This is a genomic window from Cobetia sp. BMC6, from assembly GCF_029991385.1.
In the GTDB taxonomy this organism is placed as follows: Bacteria; Pseudomonadota; Gammaproteobacteria; order Pseudomonadales; family Halomonadaceae; genus Cobetia.
Map to the genome: position 1 here is coordinate 34,681 of NZ_JAKUMF010000008.1, position 26,105 is coordinate 60,785.

The following is a 26,105-nucleotide window of genomic DNA, read 5'->3' on the forward strand; positions in this document are numbered from 1 at the left end:
GAAAGAGGGTGAGCAGCATGAATGACACGATCTTGTCGGTATTGATCTTCACCGCGCTGGCGCTGGCTGCCCTCGGTGCGGTCAAGCGCATCGGCCTGTGGCGCCAGGGGCGGGCGGACGCCACGTCCATGAGCATGGGAGAGCTGATCGCGAGCCTTGCCAAGGTGCCGCGCCGCTACGGGGTGGACCTGCACCACGTGGTCGCGCGGGACCGCTACATGGCCAACACCCACGTCGCCACCGGGGGTGGCTTCGTGGCCGCGGCGCTGCTGATGGTGGTGGTCTACGGCTTCGGCATCGACTCCGCCTGGCTGGGCGTCTTGCTGCTGCTGGCCAGTGGCGCGATGTTCGGTGGCGCGCTGTTCGTGCGTCGTCGTCGCCTCGACCCGCCGGCACGCCTGTCGCGTGGTCCGTGGATGCGTCTGCCCAAGAGCCTGCTGGTGTTCTCCGCCAGCCTGTTCGTGATGAGTCTGTCACTGGTGCTGCCGGAAGGCGTCGGCGGCATGATCTCCGGCGGCATCCTCGGGCTGGTGCTGGTAGCGGGCATCGGCTGGGGGCTGCTGGAGATGATCGTCGGCATGACCGGCGGCGGCTCGCGCATCACCGGGCCGACGAAACATGCCTTCGCCGGCGCGCTGCATCTGGCCTTCCATCGGCGTCCGGCACGTTTCAGCACCCGTGACAGTGCCGGCATCCGCGACAGCGCACTGCTGCCGCTGGACCTGACCAACCCCGAGGCACCGCTGGGCGTCGGCAAGCCGTCCGACTTCAACTGGCGTCAGCTGCTGGGCTTCGATGCCTGCGTGCAATGCGGGCGCTGTGAAGCGGTGTGCCCGGCGTTCGCGGCCGGTCAGCCGCTCAATCCCAAGAAACTGATTCAGGACATGGTGGTGGGCATGGCCGGTGGCAGCGATGCCGCCTACGCCGGTTCGCCCTATCCGGGCGATGAGCCCAGGCGCGCGCCCGGCCAGCATGGCGGCGGCCCGCAGCAGACCATCGTCGGGGCCTCTCCGCATGCTCGCCCGGCAGCTCAGGCCGTTGACTCTGATAGCCAGACCGTTGCCTCTGGGCCGATCCAGATGAAGGCGGCACCGGGTGCTGCGGGTGAGGCGACAGATGGCGACAAGCTGATCCACGAATTCAAGGTACTGGTCGAGCCGGAAACCCTGTGGGCCTGCACCACCTGTCGTGCCTGCGTCGAGGAGTGCCCGATGATGATCGAGCACGTCGATGCCATCGTCGACATGCGCCGTCACATGACGCTGGAGCAGGGCGCGACACCGGGCAAGGGTGTCGAGGTGCTCGACAACCTGATCGCCACCGACAATCCGGGCGGCTTCGCGCTCGAAGCGCGTCTGCATTGGGCGGCGGACCTCGACCTGCCGCGCATCGCCGAGCTGCAGGCCGCCCGCGAGGCAGCGCGTGATCCGCGTCCGGTGGAAGCGCTGCTGTGGCTGGGCGATGGCGCCTTCGACATGCGCAATCAGCGCACGCTGCGCGCCTTCGTGCAGGTGCTGCGCGCCGCCAGGGTGGATTTCGCCATCCTCGGTGCGGAAGAACGTGACAGTGGCGACGTGGCGCGCCGCCTGGGGGATGAGGCGACCTTCCAGTCGCTGGCCACCCGCAATATCGCCACCCTGTCGAAGTATCGCTTCGCGCGCATCATCACCTGCGATCCGCACAGTTTCCATGTGCTGGGGCGCGAATATGCCGCCTTCGGTGGCGACTACCTCGTCAACCACCACACCAGCTACATGAACGAGCTGCTGGCGGCCGGTCGCCTGAGCCTTGATGCCACCAGACTGGCGACGCTCGGCGCGGTCACTTGGCACGACCCCTGCTATCTGGGTCGCTACAACGGTGAATTCGAGGCGCCACGTAGCTTGCTGGCGGCGCTGGGGCTGGAAGTGCGCGAGATGCAGCGCTCCGGTTTCCGCTCACGCTGCTGTGGCGGCGGTGGTGGAGCGCCGGTGACGGACATCCCCGGCAAGCAGCGTATCCCCGACATGCGCATGGGCGATGTGCGCGAGACCGGCGCCGAGGTCGTGGCGGTCGGCTGCCCGCAGTGCACCGCGATGCTGGAAGGCGTGGTGGCTCCGGCCGGTGAAGCCGAACCCCAGGTGCTGGATCTGGCGGAACTGATGGCGCGGGCGCTGGTACTGGAAGCGTCCACGCAAGGCTTGGCGACGTCGACCACGCAGCCCACTGACGCGGAGGTGGCGGCATGACGATTCCCGTCGATCCACAAGCAACCGAGCGCGAGTCACTGCCACGCCGTGACCCGCGTCTGGAGCAGCAGGCACGCAATCGCCTGCACCCGCAGCATCTCATCGCGCTGCAGGCGCTGGGCCGCGGCGCGGCAGCCCCTCAGGAACGCTGGATGGGCCCGAAGGGCGTGACGCGTCGCGATCCGCACGTCGGCCACTTCATCGCCGCCAATGGTCGCAAGCGCATCGACCGCAGTGGCCGCTCCGGGCCTGCCGCGGCGGGTGCTGGCCAGCCCGCAGTCGTGGCCAAGGCGCGCGTACTGCCGCTGGTCGAGATCGCATCACCCGCCTTCCTGATCGCGGTGGTGCCGGACATGACCGGTGGGCGATTGTCGAGTCACGACCGCGATGTACTGGGGCTGGCGCGTCAGATCGCCGATGCCGACCCCGCCCATCAGGGCGCGGTGCTGGCCATCACCTTCGGCACGCTGCGTGAGGATGGTGACGCCGCCGACAGTGTCGGACTCGGCGCGGCGGGTGCCGATCGCTGGCTGCACTTTGCCGATACTCTCCACGATGGCTACGCGCCGCTGGCTCAGCTGGCGGAGCTTGAGGCCATCGATGGCAAGCTGGCACCACGGCTGTGGTTGCTGCCGGAATCCCGTACCGGCGGCGGCGAACGCGGCCGACGTCTCGGTGCGCGCCTGCTGTGCCGGGGCGATGCGCTGGCGCGGCCCAGCGGCAATGCCTATCAGCTTGACGGCGAGCTTGCCGCCATCGGGCGTGGCGAGCTTGTCGAGGTGAGCGTCACCGGGCGCAGCGGCAATGGTCAGCAGGACCTGACCCGCCCGCTGACCCGTATCGTGCTGTGCGAGGCGGAATGCGCCGAGCCGGTGGAAGATGTGCGCCACGCCGCGCTGCCGCTCGAGTGGGAGGCGGCCAGCACCGCGCGCGCCGTGCCAGACGTGATCGAAGACCTTGGCCCGGTGGCCGTCGATCCCTCCGCGATCGCGCTGGGCGAGGCCGAATTCATTCTCTCGGCGGGCAACGGCATCCGCGATTGGGATGGCTTCCACCGCGCCGCCAGCCTGCTGGGCGCCACCGAAGGCGCCTCGCGGGTGGCGGTGGATGACGGCTTCATGCCGCGTGCCCGCCAGGTCGGCGCCACCGGTACCTGGGTGACGGCGCGGGTCTATGTCGCGGTGGGTATCTCGGGGGCCATCCAGCATCTGCAGGGCATCCAGCGCTGCGACAAGGTGGTGGCCATCAACACCGATGGCGGCTGTGACATGGTCAAGCGTGCCGATCTTTCGGTGATCGGTGACGCCGGGGCGATTCTCGCCAGCCTCTGTCAGCAGCTCGAGGCCGAACGCAGTGCCGTCAGTGATGCCTCGGCGGCGGGTCAGGCACCTGCCGCGCCCTCGACATCATCCAGTGCGTCATCCGCCACGCTTGCCGCCGACGCGGCCTGAACTCGCGCCTGTGACAGGGGAAAGGAGAAGGACATGAAGGCAGATCGTTCGTCCGTTGCGCAGCAGGCCTCGGCGCCGCTTGAGGTCGTGAGTCTGGTGTCGTTGGGGCAGCACCCGGTTTCGGGGCGTCTGCGGCGCGCCGAGCAGGACGCCCGCGCCCTGGAGCTGTGTCTGGCGCTGGAGCGTCAGTCGGCACCCGGTGCCGTAAGCCTCAGCGCCTGGCATGCCAGTGGCAGCGAGATCGCGCTCGGCAGCGAGCAGGATCAGGCGCTACGCGGCTATCTGGGCATGGGGCTGGAGTCGTTGACGCTGGTGACGCCGAATGCTCCTGGCGCTGACCCGCTCAAGGCTGTTGATCAACCGGTCGTTGATGTCTGGCCGCTGCTGGTCACGCGCCTCAAGCAGGCGGCACCGCAGCTGGTGGTGTGTGGCGGCCAGGGCGAGACCGGTGAGGGCAGTGGCCTGCTGCCGCATCTGCTGGCGGAGAGTCTTGGCTGGCCGCTGGTGGAGGGTATCGTCGCGATCGAGAGCTGCGATGGCGCGCATCTCACCGCCTTGCAGGCGCTGCCGCGTGGCCAGCGGCGACGGTTGCGCGTGAAGCTGCCGGCACTTGTCAGCGTCGATTCCGCGGCGCCGGCGGCGCGTCAGTCGGCCTTTGCACAGGCGCGGCGCGGTGAGCTGTCCACACTGGCCAGCGGCGAGCTGGTGCATGATGCACAGGCCGAGACCTTCGGCGTGGCCCCGGCTCGCAAGCGTCCCAAGCGCTTGAAGCGCATCAAGGCGACCAGCGCGCGGGACCGCTTCAAGGCCGCGGCCGCCAAGGCCGAAGGGGGTGGTGGCAAGCGGCTGGAAGGCGTAAGCGCCGAGGAGGGCGCGGCGGAAATCCTCAAGCTGCTGCGTGAGGAAGGCGTACTGCGCTGAAGCCGCGCAGACGGTAAAAAGCCCCTGTCAGCCGAGCTGACAGGGGCTTTTTCATGCAACACAGAAAGTAGCTCCTCACAGAAGGTCGCTCCTTACAGAAAGGTCACTCCTCCCACTGCCAGTCCTCATCGTTCAAGGGGTCGGGCGAGGTGTGCTCGTCGGTGCCCTGGGGGGGCTTGCGCGCTGCCTGACTGGCTTCGCGCTGGCGCATCGGCATGTTGTCGATCACCTGATAGATCTGGTCGGGGGAGACGAAGCCTTCCTGCTGCATCTTCTTGCCGCCGTCCTTGCCCATCAGGATGACGGTGAAGGGCGCGCCCTCGCGCAGTTGCATGGCATCACGCAGGGCACGCACCTCCTCGAAGCTCATCGGCACGCCATCGTGGATGCCGCGCGTGCCCATCAGCGTATAGAGCGTCATGTCGCGTTGCTGCATCTCGCCACGCGTGGCGCGCAGTTCCTCGCGCTGACGCTCGAGGTCCCGGTCCTGCTCATCCGGCGCGATCAGCACCAGCGAGCGTCGGTTCCAGGTCTCGCCCAGCAGCGGGTTGGCGGCGGGGTCGACATTGGCGGCGGTCATGGTGGTCTCCGCGGTGTCCGGCGAGGTCGGGGGCGGCGGCGCGCCAGTGGATGTCTCGGCGGGCGCGTTCAGGTCGGCATCCGAATCCAGCAGGCTGATGGCATGCACCGGCGAGCTCAACAGCAGGGCCGGCAGCAGGGCCAACAAGAGGCTCATCAGGCCCGGCATCAGCCTGTGATGCGAGAGCAGTCGAGGCAGTGCGGGCGGTATCTGTGTGGACAGTACCTGCTTGGACAGTCTCTGCTTGGACAGTCTCTGCTTGGACAGTCTCTGCGTGGACGGTATGTGCGTGGACATGGCAGTCCTCCGGCAACGAATGTTATGAGCTGGGCTAGCCAGCCTGGGCTGCAGAAGCAGGTTGCACAGGAGAATGGCACACCCGGGATGACAGCCTCTCCTTCAAGACTAAGACAGTCGCCGAGAGTTTGCTGCCCGTTGGCGCGCGATTTATGTGGTACTTCATGACATGCCACCCTCATTCAGCCTGTGAAAAGGCCAGTGGCGACATACCGATAGCGGCGGCAGCAGGTGGCATGCCTTGCTAGAGCGCGTAGCGAGCGCAGAGGCATGTCTGTATCGAGGGCGGGGCGAGTGCGTGGCGGGCAGACCTCACGCGGCTTGCTGCAGATATTTTCACAATCGTGGCGCAAGCTGTATGCGCGTCCAGCCGTCATGACGCCCGCCATGCGCGGCCCCGCGGTTTTTACGTTGCTGATCTGCGACTCATGTAACTCTGGCGATACAGAATGTTTTCAAAGAGTTGCATGAAAAAATGAACATCCTGTCGTCAGGCCCGTCTGAGTTAGGGCAAACACTTATTGATCACTGCTGGAGGCTGCAATGAAACGGATGACTGCATACATGACGGCTGCCCTGATTTCCGCGGGCATGATGTCGGCACCGGCGTTCGCTGCTGACGCACCGGCCCAGGGTCAGTCTACTGCCCAGGCGGCACAGGCTCAGGCTGGCGATTTCACTGACGCTCAGCTGGAACAGTTCGCTGCGGCCTCTCAGGACATCGCACGCATCTCTCAGGAATTCGCCGGCAAGCTGCAGAAAGCCGACGACGAGACTGCCAAGCAGAGCGTGCGTCAGGAAGCCAACGACGAGATGGTCAGCGCTGTCGAAGACTCCGGTCTGGAAGTCGCTACCTTCAACTCCATCGGTCAAGCGGTCCAGAACGACCCGGACCTGATGAAGAAGGTGCAGAAGCTGGCTCAGGAAAACTCCTGATCTCGCCTGGATGACGTTCGGGTCATCCAATGAAAACGCCGCCCCCGGTTGCCGGGGGCGGCGTTTTTTTGTGCCCATGTCTTGCGGCCTGTCAGTCAGTACCGCCTTGGTCAGTAAAGCTTTGGTCAGTAAAGCTATGGTCAGCGCCGCATGTCAGGCGCCGGCGACCGGACGAATGAGCATGTCCTGTGCCTTCTTTTCCTGCATCAGGCCACGGAACAGCGAATAGCACATCACCAGCAGTACCAGCGTGAACGGCAGCCCCGTGGCGATGGCGCCCGCCTGCAGCGAGCCCAGCGCAGCGCTTCCGCCGCCATAGAGCAGGGCACCGGCGATCAGGCCTTCCATCGCTGCCCAGAACATGCGCTGGCTGATCGGTGCATCCACCTTGCCGCCGGCGGTGATCGAATCGATCACCAGCGAACCGGAATCCGAGGAGGTCACGAAGAACACCAGTACCAACAGGATGGCGATGAAGGACGCCACACCGGACAGCGGCAGGTTGTCGAGCATCTGGAACATGGCCAGCGACACGGAATCGATGCCATTGGCCAGCGCGCCGACGCCATTGATGGCCTGTTCCAGTGCGGTACCGCCGAAGACTGACATCCACACGATGGTGACGAGTGTCGGTACCAGCAGCACGGCGGTGACGAATTCGCGTACGGTGCGGCCGCGCGAGACACGTGCGATGAACATGCCGACGAACGGTGACCAGGAAATCCACCACGCCCAGTAGAAGACGGTCCAGCCGTGGAACCAGCTTTCATCGGGGCGGCCGATCCAGTTGGACAGCGGCAGTAGATATTCCACATAGCTGAGGGTGGTGGTGCCCAGGCCCATGAGAATGGCGAGTGTCGGCCCGAAGATGAGGATGAAGATGATCAGGACAGCGGCGATGATCATGTTGATGTTGGAAAGCAGCTTCACGCCGCCATCCAGGCCACGACTGACCGAGTAGATGGCCACCAGCGTCACCAGGATGATGATCGCGATCTGGGTCGGCAGGCCATCGCCGACGCCGAACAGGTAGTCCAGCCCCGATGCTGCCTGAGCGGAGCCCAGCCCCAGCGAAGTCGCCAGACCGAAGATGGTCGCCAGCACGGCGAGGATATCGACGATATGCCCCATCCAGCCCCAGGTGCGCTCACCGAGTATCGGGTAGAACGCCGAGCGGATGGTCAGCGGCAGGCCCTTGTTGTAGGTGAAGAAGGCCAGCGACAGCCCGACCACGGCGTAGATGGCCCAGGGATGCAGGCCCCAGTGATACATGGTGGCGCCCAGCGCGGCGCGTGCTCCTTCCGGCGTCCCGGCGGGTGCGTTCAGTGGCGTGCCGTACCAGTCGGTGTAGTAGGCCACCGGTTCGGCGACGCTCCAGAACATCAACCCGATGCCCATGCCAGCGGCGAACAGCATCGCGAACCAGGAGCGTGTCGAGAACTCGGGCTTCGCCTTCTGACCGCCCAGGCGCAGCTTGCCCACCGGGTGCACGATCAGCAGCAGGCAGAACAGCACGAAGAGGTTGCCGGCCAGCATGAACAGCCAGTCGCCATGTGCGATGGACCAGGCCTTGGCGCCGCCCAGGGCACTTTCCGCGCCCGCTGGGAAGAGGATGGCAAACAGGATGAAGCTGACGATCAGCACGGCGCTGATCGCGAAGACGGGGTTGTGAACATCGAGACCCATGACCTGGACATTGTCCTGGCCGATCTCGTAGTCCGTGTCATACGGATTCGATGACATGTGGTGACCTCATGTTGTTATTGGTGTCGCCAGCCGGGCAGGGCAGCTGGCGTGAAGCGAGGTGTTGTCGTGGGTGTCTCCCGGGGCTGCGATGTGGGAAGGGGGTGGAATGGCAATCCGGAGCGCGGTGGCGAGTCTGACTGCGGGGCAGGTCGCCACCGGCCCTCGTGATTGTGTGAGGGCTGGGCGAGAGCGAGTTAGCTGGATACGACGCCGGCATATGCGTGACTGACATAGGGGGCGATTCAGCGCTCAGAGCGGTTGTCGCAGGTGTGCCCGCTTTGTAGATTGCGATCTACAGTGAAGGAAAGTGGTGCGTGCTCCCTGACCGCGCACCACTTTCGCGCCCGAGACTTCACTCCTCGCGCGATACGCCAGTCCTTGCCTGCTCCTGCCCAATAACAACACCGTGGTGCCGCCATGACGCCTGAGACCCTGACCGAGCCGACACCTGTCGCTCGCCGCCGTTCGCGCAGCCAGTTGCGCGGCCGTCCGCTGGATGCCGAGGCCTGGGCCGAGGTACAGCGCCTGCTGGGCGATGCCCCGGCGCAGCGTGACCTTCTGCTCGAATATCTGCATGTGCTCAATGATGAGGTCGGCTACCTGACACTGGCCCATCTGCGCGCGCTGGCCGAGTGGATGCGCCTGCCGATGGCCGAGGTCTACGAGACGGCCACCTTCTATGCCCACTTCACCGTGGTTCGCGATGGCGAGACGCCGCCCGCGGCGCTGACCGTGCGCGTCTGTGATTCGCTGTCCTGCCAGCTGGCCGGCTCCGAGGCCTTGCGCGCCGGTCTCGCCTCGGGGCTGGACCCCGAACAGGTGCGCGTGCTGCGTGCGCCCTGCATGGGGCGCTGCGACAGTGCGCCGGTGGCGGAGGTCGGGCATTACCATCTCGGCCACGCCAGCGTGCAAGGCGTCACGGCGGCGATTGCCGAAGGCCATGTGCATGCCGCGCCGGCAGCGAGTCTCGACTATCCGCGGCTGGCGGAATATCGCGCCAGTGGTGGCTATGGGCTGCTCGCCGCGCTGGATGGCGGTGAGGTCAGCATCGAGGACCTGGCGCAGATGATCGAGCAGGCCGGTCTGCGTGGCCTGGGCGGGGCGGGCTTCCCGACGTTTCGCAAGTGGGGCTTCGTGCGTGCCGAGGCGAGGCCGCGCTATTGCGTGATCAATGCCGATGAAGGCGAGCCCGGCACCTTCAAGGACCGCTGCTATCTGGAGCGTGAGCCGCACACCTTCCTCGAGGGCGCGCTGGCCAGTGCGCATGCCATCGAGGCCGAGGCGCTCTACCTCTATCTGCGCGACGAATACCCGACCCTGAATGAGGTGCTGCGCGAGTGCATCGCGGAGCTGGAAGCCGCAGGCCTCGTCGCGCCGGGCTATATCCAGCTGCGGCGTGGCGCCGGCGCCTATATCTGTGGCGAGGAATCGGCACTGATCGAGTCGCTGGAAGGCAAGCCCGGCAAGCCGCGTCAGCGGCCGCCCTTCGTGGCGCAATGTGGCTTGTTCGGTCGCCCGACCCTGGTCAACAACGTCGAGACGGTCTATTGGATCGCGCGGCTCCATCGCGAAGGCCATGACCACTACGTCGCGGCCGGCCGTCAGGGACGTCAGGGGCTGCGCAGCTTCTCGCTCTCCGGGCGCGTCAGACGCCCGGGCATGTATCTGGCACCGGCCGGCATCACGCTCAGCGAGCTGGTCGAGGAATATGGCGGCGGCATGGCCGACGGCCATCGTCTGCGTGCCTATCTGCCCGGCGGCGCCTCCGGCGGCATTCTGCCGGCCAGCAAGGCGGACCTGCCGCTGGATTTTGACACCCTGCAGGCCCACGGCTGCTTCATCGGCTCGGCCGCGGTGGTGGTGCTGTCGGATAAGGACGATCTGGCAGCGGTGGCGCGCAATCTGATGAGCTTCTTCATGGACGAGTCCTGCGGCCAGTGCACGCCGTGTCGTGTCGGCACGCGTCAGATGCTGGCGGCGCTCAGCGGCGATGAGTGGGATGAGACGCTACTGACGCGCTTGTCGCAGGTGATGATGGACGCCTCGATCTGTGGGCTCGGTCAGGCCGCGCCCAATCCGGTGCTCGGCCTGCTCAAGGACTTCCGGGAGACCCTCGCCAGCAGCGGGGTGCGCTTGATCGCCACGAGCCATGCGGCTGACGCCACGGGAGGTGAGGCATGAATGCGCTGACAGGGTTGGCCAACTCATCCTCGGATGATCAGCCGCTGCGCGAGGATGGCTTCACCATCACGCTGGATGGTGCGGAGGTGACGGCCTATCCCGGCGAGACGCTATGGAAGATCGCCAAGCGTGCCGGTGAGACGATTCCCCATCTCTGCTACAGCGAAGCGCCGGATTATCGCGGCGATGGCAACTGTCGCGCCTGCATGGTCGAGATCGATGGCGAGCGCACTCTCGCCGCCAGCTGTATCCGCGAGGCGCGGGCGGGCATGGTGGTGCGCAGTGCCAGCTCACGGCGTGCCGGCGAGGCGCGTGCGATGGTGGTGGAGCTGCTCGCCGCCGATATGCCCGCCGAGGCGCACAACCCCGATGTCAGCAGCCACTTCATGGCGATGGCCGAGCTGCTGGCGGTGGATGTCGGGCGCGCTCGCGAGACCCTGTGCGGCGCCCGCGAGACGGTCCGCGAGTGGCTGGGGGATACGGTGGAGGAGTGGTTGCCGACGCAGGCCAGCGCTCTCGATCACTCCCATACCGCGATGGCGGTCAATCATGATGCCTGCATCAGCTGCGGCCTGTGCGTGCGCGCCTGTCGCGAGGTACAGGTCAATGACGTGATCGGGCTGGCGGGGCGCGGCAGCAATACGCGCATCGTGTTCGATCTCGAGGACCCGATGGGCGACAGCACCTGCGTCGCCTGCGGCGAGTGCGTGCAGGCCTGCCCGACCGGCGCCCTGATGCCTGCCGCCCAGGTGGATGAGCAGGGCTTCGGCGACAGCGCCGCCGTCGATGAGCGCGTCGCCTCCATCTGCCCGTACTGCGGCGTGGGCTGTCAGCTGGAGTATCAGGTCAGTCGCGGCAGCGGCGAGGCGTTGAGTGTCGAGGGCCAGCCGGTCGCGACCCTGGCGGATGCCCAGCAGGGCATGGCGGACGGCGACTCCCTCAAGACTGACAAGCGCCGACAGCGCGTCGCGGATACGCGGCTGGACAACATCATCGCGGTCAGTGGCCGCGACGGGCCCTCCAACCACGGCCGGCTGTGCGTGAAGGGGCGCTTCGGCTTCGATTATCCGCGCCATCCGGAGCGTCTGATCCGCCCCCTGATCCGCCGTGACGGCGTAGCCAAGGGGCTGGATGCGAACTTTGACCCCGCCCACCCGCTGACCCACTTCCGTGAGGCCAGCTGGGACGAGGCCCTCGAGGTCGCGGCCGAGGGGCTCATGCGCCTCAAGCGCGCGCATGGCCCCGACAGCCTGGCGGGCTTCGGCAGCGCCAAGTGCACCAACGAGGAGGCGTGGCTGTTCCAGAAGCTGGTGCGCACCGGCTTCGGCTCCAACCATGTCGATCACTGTACGCGTCTGTGTCATGCAAGTTCGGTGGCGGCGCTGATGGAAGGCGTCGGCTCGGGCGGCGTGAGCGCCTCCTTCATGCAGGCCGAGCAGTCCGATCTGATCGTGCTGACCGGCTGCAACCCGGGCGTCAATCATCCGGTGGCGGCGACCTTCTTCAAGCGCGCCGCCAAGCGTGGCACACGCATCGTGGTGATCGACCCGCGTGCGCTGGCGCTGCGTCGTCAGGCGCATCGCTCGATCCAGTTCACGCCGGGGGCGGACGTGGCGCTGTTCAATGCCATGCTCAACGTCATCATCAGCGAGGGGCTGGCCAATCAGGCCTATATCGAGGCACACACCGAGGACTTCGCCGCGCTGGCGGAGCATGTCGCGGCGCTGACGCCGGAGGCGATGTCGCCGCTGTGTGGCGTGGCGGCAGAAGAGATTCGCGCCGTGGCCCGCGAGTACGCGACCGCCAGGCGCGCGATGATCTTCTGGGGCATGGGCATCTCGCAGCACACCCACGGCACCGACAACGCGCGTTGCCTGATCGCGCTGGCGCTGGTGTGTGGTCATGTCGGGCGTGAAGGCACCGGCCTGCACCCGCTGCGCGGTCAGAACAATGTCCAGGGTGCCTCGGATGCCGGGATGATTCCGATGGTGTTCCCCGACTATCAGCCGGTGGGCGACACGGCGGCGCGCGAGCGGCTGGAAGCGCTGTGGCAGACCCCGCTCTCGGCGACGCCGGGCCTGACGGTGGTGGAGATCATGCACGCCATCCACGCCGATCAGATCCGCGGCATGTACATTCTCGGCGAGAATCCGGCGATGTCGGACCCGGATCTCGAGCATGCGCGCAGCGCGCTGGCGCATCTGGAGCACCTGGTGGTGCAGGACATCTTCGTCACCGAGACGGCACAGTTCGCCGATGTGGTGCTGCCTTCGTACGCCTGGCCGGAGAAGGACGGCAGCGTCACCAATACCAACCGGCAGGTGCAGCGTGGCCGGGCGGCACTGCGCGCCCCGGGCGAGGCCAAGCCGGACTGGTGGATCACCCAGCAGCTGGCGCGGCGCATGGGGCTTGACTGGGATTACGCCGGGCCGGAGGAGATCTACGCCGAGATGCAAAAAGGCATGGATTCCCTCGACAACATCGACTGGGCGCGGCTGTCCGAGGAGAACTCGGTGACCTATCCGTGCCTGACGCCGGGGGGCGAGGGCGAGGATGTGGTATTCGGCGAGGGCTTCCCGCGCGCCAGCGGCCGTGCCCGCTTCGTACCGACCTGGCCCACGCCGCCGGATGAGACGCTGGATGACGACTATCCGACGGTGTTGACCACCGGCCGTCAGCTCGAACACTGGCATACCGGCTCGATGACGCGCCGCGCGGCGGTACTCGACAATCTCGAGCCGGCCGCCGTGGCCACGCTCAATCCGGTGGAGCTGGAGCGCCTGAGTATCACGCCGGGCGAGCCGCTCTCGATCACCACGCGACGTGGCCAGATCACCCTCGCTACCCGCGCCGATCCGCTGACGCCGGCCGGCATGGTCTTCGTGCCATTCTGCTACGCCGAAGCCGCCGCCAACCTGTTGACCAATCCGGCGCTCGATCCGGTGGGCAAGATTCCCGAGTTCAAGTACGCCGCCTGCCGTCTGGCCAGAGCCGAACCCGCCTCGGCGGGTGTGGAGAGCTGAAGCAGACATGTGAGGCGGACATGGCAAGCGGGCTGGACCGAGCGGATAGATCGAGGCAATAGACCGCAACCGAGCCAGACGCGCCTGACGCAAATGCCTACGCCAGTGGCGTGGGCAGGCACGCAGAGGGCGCCCCGGTCTGACCAGAATGTCGGAGACAGCCCGTCGTGCATTTCGGCTATCCTCAGAAAGGCTATGCTCAGAACAGAGTGGGTCAATACCAATGACAATGCCCGCCGTCAGCGAGCAAGGAGAATGACGATGATGATCGTGGAGCTGATTGATCACGAAGACTTTCGTGAGCGGCTGGTGGCGCTGGGCGTGCAGATTTCCGAGCATGCCTGCGCGGATACCTGCGCGCGCATGGCACTCAGAAAGCATGCCGAGGTGGGCGTGCCGGGCCTGCAGGAACTGGTGCGCGAGCTGGTGATGCACTCCGATATCCTGCTGCCGTCGGTGCGCCAGGCGCTGGACAAGTATCTGCTGCCGGGACTGCGCTAGGCGCGGCACTCCTGAAAGATTGCGCGCCGCGCGCTGACACTGATTGCCAGATGAACAAAAGGGCCTGTCGACTGACAGGCCCTTTTGCGTGGGTGCTCACTCGCCTCTTTTCACTGCGCGCAGTGGCTCAGGTCGCTGCGTTGGCGCGATCGTATTCGCGCTTCTCCCAGCGCAGACCGCGGAACAGCGAGAAGCACATCACCAGCAGCACCACCGTGAAGGGCAGTCCCGTGGAGATGGCGCCCGCCTGCAGCGCACTCAGTGCGGTGCTGCCGCCGCCATACAGCAGGGCACAGGCGATCAGGCCGCCGGCCGCTGCCCAGAAGATGCGCTGGCGCGTCGGAGCATCCTGCTTGCCACCGGCGGTGATGGAATCGATCACCAGCGAGCCGGAGTCGGAGGAGGTCACAAAGAACACCAGCACCAGCACGATGGCGACGCAGGAGGTGATGGAGGACAGCGGCAGGCTGTCGAACATCTGGAACATGGCCATCGAGGGAGTGTCGATGCCCTGGGCCAGCTCGCTGCCGGCGGCTCGTGCCTCTTCCAGTGCGGTGCCGCCGAAGACGGTCATCCACACGATGGTGACCAGGGTCGGTACCACCAGCACGGCGGTGACGAATTCGCGCACGCTGCGTCCGCGCGAGATACGCGCGATGAACATGCCGACGAACGGCGACCAGGAAATCCACCAGGCCCAGTAGAAGATGGTCCAGCTATGGAACCAGCCTTCGTCGGGGCGATCGATCCAGTTGGAGAGCGGCAGCAGATATTCCAGATAGCCGACGCTGGTGGTGCCGAGTCCGGTGATGATGTCCATGGTCGGGCCGACGATGAACAGGAACACCACCAGCAGCGCGGCCAGCATCATGTTGAGATTGGAGAGGCGTTTGACGCCGCCATCCAGGCCGCGACTCACCGAGTAGATGGCCGCGAGCGTGACCGCCACGATCACGCCGATCTGACTGACCAGCCCATCGCCGATGCCGAACAGATGGTCCAGCCCCGAGGCCGCCTGTGCCGCGCCCAGCCCCAGAGAGGTGGCAAGGCCGAACAGGGTGGCGAGCACCGCGACGATATCGATGATATGGCCGCTCCAGCCCCATACACGTTCACCCAGCAAGGGGTAGAACACCGAGCGCAGCGTCAGCGGCAGGCCCTTGTTGTAGGCGAAGAAGGCCAGCGACAGGCCGATCACGGCATACATGGCCCACGGGTGAAGCCCATAGTGGAAGACGGTGGCCGAGAGTGCCGCCGTTGCGCCTTCCGGCGTACGCGGTGGTGCGTTCAGTGGCGTGCCGGACCAGTCGGTGTAGTACGCCACTGGCTCGGCGACCCCCCAGAACATCAGGCCGGTGCCCATGCCGGCCGCGAACAGCATCGCGAACCAGGCCATCCGGCTGAATTCCGGCTTGGCGTCGCGTCCGCCCAGACGCAGGCGGCTGACCGGGTGCAGGACCAGCAGTAGGCAGAACAGGATGAAGAAGTTGCTGGAGAGCATGAACAGCCAATCACCATGGGTGATGGACCATGCCTTGGCGCCGCCCAGTGCCGACTCGGCCGACTCGGGCATCAGCAGCGTGAACAGGATGAAGCCTACGATCAGCAGCGCACTGATGGTGAAGACCGGCTTGTGGACATCCAGCCCGAGTCGCTGAACATTGTCCTGACCGATCTGGTAATCCGTCACATACGGATTCGATGACATGGAGTTACCTCGTATGTTTTCTTTCGATAGCCGCTCCTGTGGGCATCTCGAGTCAGAATGAGGGACCTTGTCCCGCCTGGTGGAAGCGTTCAGACCTTGGTCTGAAGCCTTGTGCAACATGCGCCTTTCTGCCAGTTGCAGGTGGTGGCGTCAAACCTTGAGCCATCCTTGTCGTGCGCTGAAAGGCATTGATTGTATTAAGGTTTATGGATTTCCTATCCGTGCCGGAAAGTCATTCGGGGCGCTGTAAACTGAACAGGCTATCCGTGCGTGCATAGTCACTGCCGGCCATGCGCCCGATGGCACGCAGCACCTCATTGTCGACATGCCGCCCATCCCAGACCGCTGCGTCGGCATGCATCACCACCACCTCGGCCAGCACCAGTGAACCGGCCAGCGGCTGATCACCGAACGAGATGATGTCGCGCAGTCGACAGCCGAAGGCGATCGGGGCGCCCTCCACGCGCGGGACCGCAAGCGGCGGCATGGCCACCTTGTTCAGGCCCGCGTGGGTGAACTCATCCTCGTCGGCGGCGAGACTGGCGCTGGTGAGATTGAGCGCCTCGCTCATCGCCTCGCCACCGATGTGAATGACGCATTCCGCGACCTGCCCGAGGTTGTTGAGGGTGTCCTTGGTCTTGCCTTCGCCATTGCGCAGCGGGCTGAAGGCGAGCACCGGCGGATTGATGCTGGCGATGGTGAAGAACGAGAAGGGCGCGAGGTTGGTGTTGCCTGCCGCATCGATGGTCGAGACCCAGGCGATCGGCCGGGGCGCGATGCTGCCCGAGAACAGGCGATAGAGGATGCCTGCGGGAAGCTGGTCGGCGGCGATGAGGGAATGCGTGGTCGAGGAGGCAGTCATGGTAGGGCTCTCGTTGCAGGGCTGTTGTTGTAGAGCTGTCATTGCAGAGCTGTAGCTGTAGAGCTGTCATCGCAGAGCTGTCATCGCAAAGCGGGCGTTTCAGGGCATGGCTCTCGACCCGCTCAGGCAGCATGTCGCACGGCCCTGACATTGGAGAGAGTGTGAGCCCGCCAGGCCCAGAGCCCGATAAGCCAAGAGACCCGGCAAGCCAAGAGACCCGGCAAGCCAAGAGACCGCTAGACCGAGAGCTCGAGAATCTGGCCGTCGCGGCGAGTGGCGGCCGCGAATCATCGCTGATGGGGAACGCGAATCGCGCCTGACCTCAGGCCGATGGTGCTGGTGAAGAGAGACCTGTGTGGCCGCTGGGCGTGGAAAAGGCCCCGGGAAATTCTCCCAGATCATTGTCCCTATTTTTGGTGTGGTCAATTGTCGCAGGTCTTGACCTTTTTCGAGGATGTTGTTCCTGACGCCGCGGTCGAGTTCATTCCTTGTCTGACTCAAGTCACACAATGGGGGCGGGAAACCGGATTTTTGTGCAAAATTGGTAACCAGAGAGTTTCTGAGGTGTGTTTATTTGTGTATTTTTTATGATGGAAGGCTGGGCGTCATCTGGCAGAAAGGTGGTGAGTCCGCGTAAATGAATGACGGAAAATGACACTCATCAGGCCATTTGGTTCGGCATTGATCATGAGAATGGCATGCCAAGGTTGCGAAAAAGTGTCCCCTGTTGATCGGGAATGCCAGCATCATGTGAGACGCATCATGGTGCATTTACCTGTCAGGTAATGATCGATAATGATGCATGTTTTCTCGTCAATGAACGCCGGCCTCATACAAGTATCATGTCGGGAAAATGCCTCTCTCGCCCGGGTTGGGGGAGTACTTCAGCAACTTTTGAAAGGCTTATCGGTACAATTTTTGGCATTTAATTTCAATTGGTGGCTGTTTATTGGGGTTTTGTTGCGCAGTATCGTGTGGCGGTAGTGGTTGCTTCGACGCCACCTGGTGCGCCGATGGCGAGGACATCTGTGGGGATGCACTGAATTGTGACGCGACAAGGTCGTGATTCTCACGGGCATCATCAAGCAGGGCAGGGGGGCTGGCATCGCGGAGAAGGCCGGTGAATGACGAGCTGTCTGGCCCTGCAAGGCATGCACTGTCGCGACATCATTGCCGTGAGTGTCGGCTTCCCCCTCCGATCCCGCTGCTTTAACCTCCCTCGAGCGTGAGAGAACTCATGCCGCTCAAGGCATGATTGGCGCGCACCGGATGGCCGAAGTCATCCGCATGTGGCCCCTGGTGCGTCATCCTGCCCCGTAGTCAGCCCCCCTGTCTTTTCTCTATCCTGTGCCCGCCTGCGGGAAATCTTCTGATTTCGTTCGAAAGATCGACGGCTTCCTGTTGGTCATTTCTTCGAACGCTGTGTTCCACATGTGGGCTCGTCATGACGCCATGGCGTGTTCCAACGAGGTCGTGAGATGAGAAAAAGCCTAATGCGGGGGGCTCTGCGGGGACTCCCTATCCTCGCGGGATTATTGATGCTGTCCGGCTGTGACGCCGTACTCTTCGATCCCAAGGGGCCTATCGGTGAATCCGAAAAGTCGCTGATCCTGACTGCTACCTACCTGATGCTCGTGGTTGTTATCCCGGTCATCTTCATGACGCTGTGGTTCGCCTGGCGCTATCGCGATACCAAGCAGAGCAAGGCGACCTACACGCCCAACTGGGCGCATTCCACCAAGATCGAGATCGTGGTCTGGGGCATTCCGTGCCTGATCATCCTCGCTCTGGGCATCCTGACCTGGAAGAGCACGCACGAGCTGGACCCGCGTGCCGAGATCGTCGACGGCGGTGAGCCGATCGAGGTGCAGGTCGTGTCCATGGACTGGAAGTGGTTGTTCATCTATCCGGAGCAGGGCATCGCGACGGTCAATGAACTGGCCATGCCGGTGGATCGTCAGGTTCGCTTCCACATCACATCCGACACGGTGATGAACTCGTTCTTCGTCCCGCAGCTCGGTAGCCAGATCTATGCAATGGCGGGGATGGAAAACCGTCTGCACCTGATCGGCAGTGAAGTGGGTACCTACGACGGTATCTCTGCCAGCTATAGCGGCGCCGGCTTCGCCGACATGCACTTCAAGGCGCATGTCATGAGCGAAGGCGACTTCGACGCCTGGATCGAGAAGGCACGCGGCAGCAGCAAGGTGCTGGATGACGCTGGTCTTGCCGCTCTCAAGGAGCCGAGCGAGGACGTCGCCCCGACCTTCTATGGTCAGGTCAAGCCGAACCTGTATGAGCAGATCATGGCGCCCTACATGGACGGCATGGAGCTGGGCATGAGCGATGATCAGATGCGCCACATGAAGAAGGGTGGAATGCATCACGACAGCGCCGAAGACGGCATGTCCGATCATGACGCTTCTGGTCACGCTGAATCTGCGATGGCAACCGAGGAATAAGCAATGCTTGGAAAACTCACATTAGAGGCGATTCCGTATCACGAGCCGATCATCATGATCGTGCTTGCGGCGGTAATCCTCGGTGGTGCAGCCCTTGTCGGCTTCATCACGGTAAAGAAAAAGTGGGCCTACCTGTGGAATGAGTGGTTCACCTCTGTCGATCACAAGAAGATCGGCATGATGTACATCATCGTCGCGTTGGTGATGCTGATCCGTGGTTTCTCCGATGCGATCATGATGCGTTCCCAGCAGATGCTGGCGTCCAGTGGTGGTCAGGGCTATCTGCCCCCGGATCACTACGACCAGATCTTCACTGCCCACGGCGTGATCATGATCTTCTTCGTGGCGATGCCGCTGGTCATCGGTCTGATCAACGTTGTCGTGCCGCTGCAGATCGGCGCACGTGACGTGGCCTTCCCGTTCCTGAACTCGCTCAGCTTCTGGCTGTTCGTGGTCGGCGCGCTGCTGGTCAACATCTCTCTGGGTCTGGGTGAGTTCGCCAAGACTGGCTGGCTGGCCTATCCGCCGTTGTCGGGGGCCAATTACAGCCCCGGGGTCGGGGTGGATTACTGGATCTGGTCATTGCAGATCTCCGGTGTCGGTACCCTGCTGACAGGTGTCAACTTCATCGCCACCATCCTCAAGATGCGTGCGCCGGGCATGTCCCTGATGAAGATGCCGGTCTTCACCTGGACCGCACTGTGCGCCAACGTCCTGATCGTCGCGGCCTTCCCGATTCTGACCGCTACCATCGCGATGCTGACGCTCGATCGCTACCTCGACTTCCACTTCTTCACCAATGACCTTGGTGGAAACATGATGATGTACGTCAACCTCATCTGGGCCTGGGGCCATCCTGAGGTGTACATCCTGGTGCTGCCGGTCTTCGGTGTGTTCTCCGAAGTCATCGCCACCTTCTCCAAGAAGAAGCTGTTCGGTTACACCTCGCTGGTGTGGGCGACTCTCGTCATCACCGTCCTGTCGTTCATCGTCTGGCTGCACCACTACTTCACCATGGGTGCCGGCGCTGACGTGAACGCCTTCTTCGGTATCGCGACGATGATCATCTCGATCCCGACAGGTGTGAAGATCTTCAACTGGCTGTTCACCATGTACCGCGGTCGCGTCGAAATGACCTCTCCGGTACTGTGGACCCTGGGCTTCATCGTCACCTTCACCATCGGTGGCATGACCGGCGTTCTGCTGGCCGTTCCGGGCGCCAACTACGTACTGCACAACTCGCTGTTCCTGATCGCCCACTTCCACAACGTCATCATCGGCGGCGTGGTCTTCGGTGCGATGGCCGGTATCACCTACTGGTTCCCGAAAGCGACCGGCTTCATGCTGTGCGAGAAGTGGGGCAAGCGTTCCTTCTGGTTCTGGATCACTGGCTTCTACCTCGCCTTCATGCCGCTGTACATCCTCGGCTTCATGGGCATGACCCGTCGTCTGCAGCACGTCGACAACCCGCTGTGGGTGCCGTACCTGGTCGTCGCCTTCATCGGTGCTGTCCTGATCCTGATCGGTATCGCGTGCACCGTGATCCAGATCGCGGTCAGCATCAAGAACCGCAAGCAGCTGCAGGACACCACTGGCGATATCTGGGGCGGTCGTACCCTGGAGTGGAGCACCACTTCACCGGCACCGTTCTACAACTTCGCTCACGAGCCGCAGGTTTCCGAGCTCGACGAGTTCTGGGAAATGAAGGAACGTGGCATCGAGCAGGAGGCCAAGAAGCCTTATGCGCCGATCCACATGCCGCGCAACGCCGCTGCTGGCGTCATCATCTCCGCCTTCAGCCTGGTGTTCGGTTTCGCACTGATCTGGCACATCTGGTGGATGGCCGTGGTCGGGCTGGTCGGCATGATCGCTACCTTCATCGTGCGCTCCTTCAACTACGACATCGACTACTACGTGTCCGTCGAGGAAGTGGAGCGTGTCGAGCGTGAGGGTCGCGAGCGTCGCGCCCTGCCCAGCGCCCGCACACCTAACGACACAGTGGTTCAGGGGTAATCATGGCGAATAATGCAATGACATCTCACGATGGGGCGCATGACGCCCATGACGATCACGAGCATCACGATACCAACGGCCTGAAGGTCTTCGGTTTCTGGCTCTATCTGCTGAGCGACTGCATCCTGTTCGCGATGCTGTTCGCGGTCTACGTGGTACTGAGCCAGGCGTATGCCGGTGGCCCGACGGGCGCCGAGATCTTCGAGCTGAACTTCGTGCTGGTCGAGACCGCGCTGCTGCTGGCCTCGAGCTTCACCTACGGCCTGGCGATGCTGGGCATGAACCGCGGAGACAGCTCCGCGGTGATCAAGTGGCTGATGATCACCTTCGCCTGTGGCGCAGGCTTCATCGCGATGGAAATCTATGAGTTCTACCACCTGATCGTGAACGGCCAGGGTCCGGACAAGTCCGCGTTCCTGTCTGCCTTCTTCACCCTGGTCGGCACCCACGGTCTGCACGTGACCGTCGGTCTGATCTGGATGGCGCTGCTGATCTTCCAGGTCAAGAAGAAAGGTCTGACGGAAGTGCATCGCGGTCGTCTGATGATGCTCAGCCTGTTCTGGCACTTCCTGGACGTCATCTGGATCTGCGTCTTCACCGTCGTCTATCTCACAGGAGTGATGCTATGAGCCATTCCAACAACGACCACAACGACAATCACGGCAGCGTCAAGCAGTACGTGACCGGTCTGATTCTCTCCATCATCCTGACCATCATCCCGTTCGGGATGGTGATGATGATGGATGATCCGGGTGTCGGCGTGATCTGGGCCATCTACGGTTTCGCCATCGCTCAGGTCTTCGTGCAGCTGTACTTCTTCCTGCACCTGGACGGCTCCAAGGAGCAGAGCTGGAATGTCATGGCCATGCTGTTCACCGTGGTGATCGTGGCAATCGTCGTTGGTGGTTCCATATGGATCATGATCGAGCTGAATCAGAACATGATGCCCATCTGATAGCGTGAGCCTGATGATCAAGGACTACCTGCGTACCACCAAGCCGGGCATTATCTTCGGCAACCTGATCACCGTCAGCGGCGGCTTCTTTCTCGCTTCCGGTGGTGAGGTGGATTGGGCGCTGTTCATCGCCACCCTGGTCGGGGTGGCGTTGATCGTGGCCTCAGGCTGTGTGTTCAACAACTGCATCGATCGCGATATCGACCGCCACATGGCACGTACCCAGGGCCGTGCTCTGGTGCAGGGCGACATCTCGCTGAAGGGGGCCTTCGTCTTCGGCAGCGTGCTGGGCCTTGCAGGCTTCTGGCTTCTGGCCGCGATGACCAATCTCATGGCGATGATCGCCGTGGGGCTGGGCTTCGTGATCTATGTCGGGGCCTACAGCATGTGGCTCAAGCGTGGCTCGGTGTATGGCACCCTCATCGGCTCACTGTCCGGCGCTGCGCCGCCAGTGGTCGGCTACCTGGCCGTCACCGGTCAGGCGGACATGGGGGCGCTGCTGCTGTTGATCATCTTCAGCATGTGGCAGATGCCGCATTCCTATGCGATTGCCATGTTTCGTGTCGATGACTATCGGGCCGCCAATATTCCGGTACTCCCGGTAGCGCGAGGCATGGAGCATGCCAAGCGTGTAGTGACGGGGTACATTGCCGGCTTCATCCCGGTGTCGCTGTTGCTGACACTGTGGGGATATACCGGCATCTGGTATCTGGTAGTCGCGACCGTCACGGGTGGCTGGTGGCTGTATCTGGCCGCCTGGCGCCTCAAGGATCAGCCTGATGCCTCCTGGGCACGCAAGCTGTTCGGCTTCTCCATCATCATCGTCATGGCGCTCAGCCTGATGATGAGCCTGGACACGCAGCTGTAATCCAGCCGTAGTACCTCTCGGGTGACCCGCCATCGGCGTGTTGCCCGAGTGAAAGCCAAAAAAACCCGCCACCGGCTTGCCGGTGGCGGGTTTTTTCTTGCCTGTCTTTCAGAGTCTCAGGTTTCGAGGACTCAAGGACTCAAGCCCTCAGGCCAGCTGCAGATGCGGCTCCTGCTGTCCCTTGAGCGCTTCCTGCATGCGCTCGGCATACCAGTCGACGAAGTCGACGACACCGAACTCGAAGGTCGCCGAGTAGGGGCCGGGCTGATAGGCGCTGGAGTTGACGCCGCGCTGGTTCTCTTCCACCAGCTGACGGTCCTGATCATTGGTGGCGTCCCACACCTTGCGCAGCTTCGCCAGGTCGTAGTCGACACCTTCCACCGCGTCCTTGTGCACCAGCCATTTGGTGGTCACGCGGGTCTTGAGGGGGCCGATCGGGTCGACCTGGAAGACCACGGCATGATCGCCCATGAAGTGGTTCCAGGAGTTGGGCAGGTTGAGGATGCGCAGCGAGCCCATGTCGGGGCTTTGCAGGCGACCCAGCAGCTTCTTGCACGCCGGGGTGCCGTCCGTGGTCATCGAGACGGTGCCTTCCAGCAGCGGCGTGCGCGTCATGCGATTGCGGCGACCGAAGCGCACCAGTTGATAGGGCACCTTCTCGGCATCCCAGTCGGCCTGCTTCTTGGCGACCAGCGCCTTGTAGGCCTCGGTGGCACGCGGGTCATCGGTGTCATCGAATTCCTGCAGGGTGTTGAGCAGCTCCGGGTGGGAGCCATCGCAGTGATAGCACTCGCGATTGTTCTCGATCACCAGCTTCCAGTTGCCTTCCTCGATGATGGAGGAGCTGGCCGCGACCTTGACGTTCTCCATGTCGTAGGGCTTGAGGTAGAACTCCAGCGTCTTGAAGAACGGCTCGCAGTTCTCGGGCTGCTCGGCGAGGTTGATGAACAGCATGCCGCCGGCTGAGCGCACGTGGACGGGGTGCAGGCCGTATTCACTGGTATCGAAGGTGGTACCCATGTCGGAACCGGCGAACAGCAGGCGGCCATCCAGCTCATAGGTCCACTTGTGATAGCCGCACACCAGCTTGGCGACCTTGCCACGCTCGGTGCTGCACAGGCGGGACCCGCGATGGCGACAGACGTTATGGAAGGCATGGATGGCCCCGTTGTCACCGCGCACGATGATGATCGGACTGTTGCCTACATCCATGGTCATGAAGTTGCCCTTGAGCGGGATCTCGCTGCTGAGACCGGCAAACAGCCACTCGCGCTCGAAGATCTCCTTCATGTCGAGATCGAACAGGCGCTGATCATTGTAGAAGGGCTGGGGCAGGGTGTAGCCGGGACTGCGGGCCTCTAGAAGCCGCGCGGCGGCCTCGCGTACCGCCTGACGCTGCTGATCCTGAGCGTGTTCCAGTAAGTCGCTCATCGCGGTGTCCTCGCACGGTCGGTAGGCGCCGGGAGCAGGGTCGCCTTGGGTTGAGTGAGTGTGCTGATCATTGTTGTTGTGAAGCCGGGACAGAGGGAACGAGTGAACAGACCATTGCCGGGCAGCACCGCGGGGCTACATCGGGGCCCCATGAGGGAGTGCCAATGCATCGCGCGGTGCGTCATCCCGTCCTGGTCGGTTCGGGTGTCGAGGGCGGCGCAGGCAGAGTGCCGCTCGCTCGACAGGATAGTCAGCGTGGAAGTTCAGGCAGTCCGCATGACATCTGAGTGGCATTGCCACGCATGGATCGCAGTGTGGCTGAGGTCAAGTCACGACTTATGTCTGATGGCGACGCTCAATGATGTATTTCCGACGCCGGTCGTCTGCGCAGGGGCTTTGAGGCACAGGCAGGCGTAGCGATGAGGCGGCGGCAGGGCGCTGCGGGGGCGGGATTGGAGTGATCGGGCATGTTTCTGTCGTGCACGGATAAATGCTTGCCGGGCGCTGACTCGACAATCCTGAGCATGTCCCACCGTTGGCCGCGCACGCAGCGCAGGGTGGCCTGACACTGTCTCTTCAAGAACATGTCTCCAAGAACAACATGCCCAGCGAGGCCTTCATGAGCACCACTCTCAGCAACTTCAATCCAGTTACGACGCAGACCTGGACCAACGGTCGACATAGCGTGCGCTGCGTGAAGGTCATTCAGGAAACCTGGGACGTTCGCACCTTCTGTTTCATGGCCGAACAGCCGGTGATGTTCTTCTTCAAGCCGGGGCAGTTCGTGACCCTGGAGCTCGAGATCGATGCCCAGCAGATCATGCGCTCCTACACCATCTCCAGCTCACCGTCGGTGCCCTACAGCTTCTCGATCACCGTCAAGCGCGTGCCGGGCGGGCTGGTCTCCAACTGGCTGCACGACAACCTCAATGAAGGCGATGTGCTGGCGGTGCACGGCCCGGTCGGCAACTTCAACTGCATCGACTACCCGGCGGAACGCATTCTGATGCTGTCCGGTGGCGTGGGCATCACGCCCTTGATGTCGATGGCGCGCTGGTACTTCGATACCAATGCCAATGTGGACATCTCCTTCGTGCACAGTGCGCGCAGCCCGCGCGACATCATCTTCTGGCGTCAGCTCGAGTTCATGGATTCCCGCGTGCCGGAGTTCAACATGCACGTCATCTGTGAACGCTTCGAGACCGGCCAGACCTGGTCCGGCTATCGCGGCTATCTCACCGATGCGATGCTCGAGATGATCGCGCCGGACTTCATGGAGCGCGAGATCTTCTGCTGTGGCCCCACGCCCTACATGAATGCGGTCAAGCATCTGCTGCGCAGCCACGGCTTCGACATGAGCCGCTATCACGAGGAATCCTTCGGTGCCACGCCGGTCGATGTCGAGGAAGAGGCCATCGAGCAGGCCGAACAGGCCGAGGTGCTGGCCGATGAGCTGGACCGCTCCGATCTCACGCGGGTCGAGTTCTCCGCCACCGGCAAGTCGGTGCAGATCGCCCCGGGCGAGACCGTCCACGCCGCCGCCGCCAAGCTCGGCCTGCATATTCCCAAGGCCTGCGGCATGGGCATCTGCGGCACCTGCCGGGTGCAGAAGGTCTCGGGCGAGGTCGAGATGGAACACAACGGCGGCATCACCGATGAAGACGTCGCCGAAGGCTTCATCCTGTCCTGCTGCAGTGTGCCCAATGGCGATGTGGTGATCGATTACTGAGGATCTGAGGTTCTAGTGGAGAGCGTCTTTTCACCACAAGATGAAGTTGGTGACAGTCCCCGGCGAGGTGAATGAATCTCGCGCAAGTGATAGGCGGAAAGTCGTAGACGATGTCGCATACAGGGAGGCCGGTGACGCTGTCAGTCATCTGTCGGGACATGGGTCGGTTAGCGTGGGGGTACAACAAGTAAAACTGGCTAATGGAGCAATGTC

General features: G+C 63.5%; 18 protein-coding genes. 13 read left to right on the forward strand and 5 right to left on the reverse strand.

Annotation, left to right across the window (positions count from 1 at the left end; all coding sequences use genetic code 11):
* Window positions 1–17 precede the first annotated feature (17 nt).
* Genes MKZ40_RS13670 through MKZ40_RS13680 form a run of 3 tightly spaced genes read left to right on the forward strand, consistent with a single transcriptional unit; the run spans window position 18 to window position 4,600 of the window.
* Complete coding sequence (locus MKZ40_RS13670; RefSeq protein ID WP_175090177.1) at window positions 18–2,228, forward strand: (Fe-S)-binding protein; 2,211 nt, start codon at window positions 18–20, stop codon at window positions 2,226–2,228.
* The gene (locus MKZ40_RS13675; protein WP_064503289.1) at window positions 2,225–3,679 is read left to right on the forward strand and encodes an electron transfer flavoprotein subunit alpha/FixB family protein; all 1,455 of its coding nucleotides are present in this window, start codon (window positions 2,225–2,227) and stop codon (window positions 3,677–3,679) included. Before MKZ40_RS13670 ends, MKZ40_RS13675 begins: the two co-directional genes overlap by 4 nt.
* Window positions 3,680–3,712: 33 nt before the next feature.
* Entirely contained in the window at window positions 3,713–4,600 is an 888-nt protein-coding gene (locus MKZ40_RS13680; RefSeq protein ID WP_043333740.1) for a hypothetical protein, read from the forward strand.
* 103 nt (window positions 4,601–4,703) lie between these two features.
* Here the strand turns inward: MKZ40_RS13680 and MKZ40_RS13685 are convergent, their stop codons facing one another.
* A complete protein-coding gene (locus MKZ40_RS13685; RefSeq protein WP_167333696.1) occupies window positions 4,704–5,336 on the reverse strand; it encodes a DUF4174 domain-containing protein in 633 nt (210 codons plus the stop codon).
* A 684-nt stretch (window positions 5,337–6,020) separates the two neighbouring features.
* Here MKZ40_RS13685 and MKZ40_RS13690 point away from each other — a divergent pair.
* Entirely contained in the window at window positions 6,021–6,413 is a 393-nt protein-coding gene (locus MKZ40_RS13690; protein WP_043333741.1) for a DUF4168 domain-containing protein, read from the forward strand.
* Between the two features lie 153 nt (window positions 6,414–6,566).
* Here MKZ40_RS13690 and MKZ40_RS13695 read toward each other — a convergent pair whose 3' ends face one another.
* Window positions 6,567–8,156 carry a BCCT family transporter gene (locus MKZ40_RS13695; protein WP_043333742.1) on the reverse strand — a complete coding sequence of 530 codons (1,590 nt, stop codon included), beginning with the start codon at window positions 8,154–8,156 and terminating at the stop codon, window positions 6,567–6,569.
* Between the two features lie 420 nt (window positions 8,157–8,576).
* Between MKZ40_RS13695 and MKZ40_RS13700 the strand changes: the two genes are divergently transcribed.
* From MKZ40_RS13700 to MKZ40_RS13710, 3 genes are all read left to right on the forward strand, one after another.
* On the forward strand, window positions 8,577–10,340 hold the full coding sequence (locus MKZ40_RS13700; RefSeq protein ID WP_052384562.1) for an NADH-ubiquinone oxidoreductase-F iron-sulfur binding region domain-containing protein: 1,764 nt from the start codon (window positions 8,577–8,579) through the stop codon (window positions 10,338–10,340).
* On the forward strand, window positions 10,337–13,363 hold the full coding sequence (locus MKZ40_RS13705) for a molybdopterin-dependent oxidoreductase (RefSeq protein ID WP_175090178.1): 3,027 nt from the start codon (window positions 10,337–10,339) through the stop codon (window positions 13,361–13,363). Before MKZ40_RS13700 ends, MKZ40_RS13705 begins: the two co-directional genes overlap by 4 nt.
* 261 nt (window positions 13,364–13,624) lie before the next feature.
* Window positions 13,625–13,864, forward strand: coding sequence for a hypothetical protein (locus MKZ40_RS13710; protein ID WP_043333148.1), 240 nt, complete (start codon window positions 13,625–13,627; stop codon window positions 13,862–13,864).
* Window positions 13,865–13,991: 127 nt separating this feature from the next.
* Here the strand turns inward: MKZ40_RS13710 and MKZ40_RS13715 are convergent, their stop codons facing one another.
* Both MKZ40_RS13715 and MKZ40_RS13720 read right to left on the reverse strand, forming a co-directional pair.
* On the reverse strand, window positions 13,992–15,572 hold the full coding sequence (locus MKZ40_RS13715) for a BCCT family transporter (RefSeq protein ID WP_043333147.1): 1,581 nt from the start codon (window positions 15,570–15,572) through the stop codon (window positions 13,992–13,994).
* 232 nt (window positions 15,573–15,804) lie between these two features.
* The gene (locus MKZ40_RS13720; protein ID WP_052384477.1) at window positions 15,805–16,434 is read right to left on the reverse strand and encodes a flavin reductase family protein; all 630 of its coding nucleotides are present in this window, start codon (window positions 16,432–16,434) and stop codon (window positions 15,805–15,807) included.
* Between the two features lie 1,493 nt (window positions 16,435–17,927).
* On the opposite strand from MKZ40_RS13720, the gene cyoA reads away from it, so the two are divergent.
* The 5 genes from cyoA to cyoE are packed head-to-tail and all read left to right on the forward strand — an operon-like array spanning window position 17,928 to window position 22,732.
* Complete coding sequence (cyoA, locus tag MKZ40_RS13725) at window positions 17,928–18,896, forward strand: ubiquinol oxidase subunit II (RefSeq protein WP_084589337.1); 969 nt, start codon at window positions 17,928–17,930, stop codon at window positions 18,894–18,896.
* 3 nt (window positions 18,897–18,899) lie between these two features.
* On the forward strand, window positions 18,900–20,909 hold the full coding sequence (gene cyoB, locus MKZ40_RS13730; protein ID WP_052384476.1) for a cytochrome o ubiquinol oxidase subunit I: 2,010 nt from the start codon (window positions 18,900–18,902) through the stop codon (window positions 20,907–20,909).
* A gap of 2 nt (window positions 20,910–20,911) precedes the next feature.
* Complete coding sequence (gene cyoC / locus MKZ40_RS13735; RefSeq protein ID WP_043333145.1) at window positions 20,912–21,538, forward strand: cytochrome o ubiquinol oxidase subunit III; 627 nt, start codon at window positions 20,912–20,914, stop codon at window positions 21,536–21,538.
* Window positions 21,535–21,864, forward strand: a complete 330-nt coding sequence (gene cyoD, locus MKZ40_RS13740; protein WP_043333144.1) for a cytochrome o ubiquinol oxidase subunit IV — start codon at window positions 21,535–21,537, stop codon at window positions 21,862–21,864. Before cyoC ends, cyoD begins: the two co-directional genes overlap by 4 nt.
* A 13-nt stretch (window positions 21,865–21,877) precedes the next feature.
* Complete coding sequence (gene cyoE, locus MKZ40_RS13745; protein WP_043333143.1) at window positions 21,878–22,732, forward strand: heme o synthase; 855 nt, start codon at window positions 21,878–21,880, stop codon at window positions 22,730–22,732.
* Window positions 22,733–22,879: 147 nt separating this feature from the next.
* Here the strand turns inward: cyoE and MKZ40_RS13750 are convergent, their stop codons facing one another.
* Complete coding sequence (locus MKZ40_RS13750) at window positions 22,880–24,163, reverse strand: aromatic ring-hydroxylating dioxygenase subunit alpha (RefSeq protein WP_043333142.1); 1,284 nt, start codon at window positions 24,161–24,163, stop codon at window positions 22,880–22,882.
* A 619-nt stretch (window positions 24,164–24,782) separates the two neighbouring features.
* Here MKZ40_RS13750 and MKZ40_RS13755 point away from each other — a divergent pair.
* On the forward strand, window positions 24,783–25,892 hold the full coding sequence (locus MKZ40_RS13755; protein WP_043333184.1) for a hybrid-cluster NAD(P)-dependent oxidoreductase: 1,110 nt from the start codon (window positions 24,783–24,785) through the stop codon (window positions 25,890–25,892).
* Window positions 25,893–26,105: the final 213 nt, after the last annotated feature.

Excerpts from the sequence above, each read along its gene's own strand:
- MKZ40_RS13750 (WP_043333142.1), bottom strand. The coding sequence starts at position 24,163 with ATGAGCGACTTACTGGAACACGCTCAGGATCAGCAGCGTCAGGCGGTA.
- MKZ40_RS13720 (WP_052384477.1), bottom strand. The coding sequence starts at position 16,434 with ATGACTGCCTCCTCGACCACGCATTCCCTCATCGCCGCCGACCAGCTT.
- MKZ40_RS13685 (WP_167333696.1), bottom strand. The coding sequence starts at position 5,336 with ATGAGCCTCTTGTTGGCCCTGCTGCCGGCCCTGCTGTTGAGCTCGCCG.
- MKZ40_RS13705 (WP_175090178.1), top strand. The coding sequence starts at position 10,337 with ATGAATGCGCTGACAGGGTTGGCCAACTCATCCTCGGATGATCAGCCG.
- cyoD (WP_043333144.1), top strand. The coding sequence starts at position 21,535 with ATGAGCCATTCCAACAACGACCACAACGACAATCACGGCAGCGTCAAG.
- MKZ40_RS13690 (WP_043333741.1), top strand. The coding sequence starts at position 6,021 with ATGAAACGGATGACTGCATACATGACGGCTGCCCTGATTTCCGCGGGC.
- MKZ40_RS13670 (WP_175090177.1), top strand. The coding sequence starts at position 18 with ATGAATGACACGATCTTGTCGGTATTGATCTTCACCGCGCTGGCGCTG.
- MKZ40_RS13680 (WP_043333740.1), top strand. The coding sequence starts at position 3,713 with ATGAAGGCAGATCGTTCGTCCGTTGCGCAGCAGGCCTCGGCGCCGCTT.
- MKZ40_RS13715 (WP_043333147.1), bottom strand. The coding sequence starts at position 15,572 with ATGTCATCGAATCCGTATGTGACGGATTACCAGATCGGTCAGGACAAT.
- cyoE (WP_043333143.1), top strand. The coding sequence starts at position 21,878 with ATGATCAAGGACTACCTGCGTACCACCAAGCCGGGCATTATCTTCGGC.
- MKZ40_RS13755 (WP_043333184.1), top strand. The coding sequence starts at position 24,783 with ATGAGCACCACTCTCAGCAACTTCAATCCAGTTACGACGCAGACCTGG.
- cyoA (WP_084589337.1), top strand. The coding sequence starts at position 17,928 with ATGCGGGGGGCTCTGCGGGGACTCCCTATCCTCGCGGGATTATTGATG.
- MKZ40_RS13695 (WP_043333742.1), bottom strand. The coding sequence starts at position 8,156 with ATGTCATCGAATCCGTATGACACGGACTACGAGATCGGCCAGGACAAT.
- MKZ40_RS13710 (WP_043333148.1), top strand. The coding sequence starts at position 13,625 with ATGATGATCGTGGAGCTGATTGATCACGAAGACTTTCGTGAGCGGCTG.
- MKZ40_RS13700 (WP_052384562.1), top strand. The coding sequence starts at position 8,577 with ATGACGCCTGAGACCCTGACCGAGCCGACACCTGTCGCTCGCCGCCGT.
- MKZ40_RS13675 (WP_064503289.1), top strand. The coding sequence starts at position 2,225 with ATGACGATTCCCGTCGATCCACAAGCAACCGAGCGCGAGTCACTGCCA.
- cyoB (WP_052384476.1), top strand. The coding sequence starts at position 18,900 with ATGCTTGGAAAACTCACATTAGAGGCGATTCCGTATCACGAGCCGATC.
- cyoC (WP_043333145.1), top strand. The coding sequence starts at position 20,912 with ATGGCGAATAATGCAATGACATCTCACGATGGGGCGCATGACGCCCAT.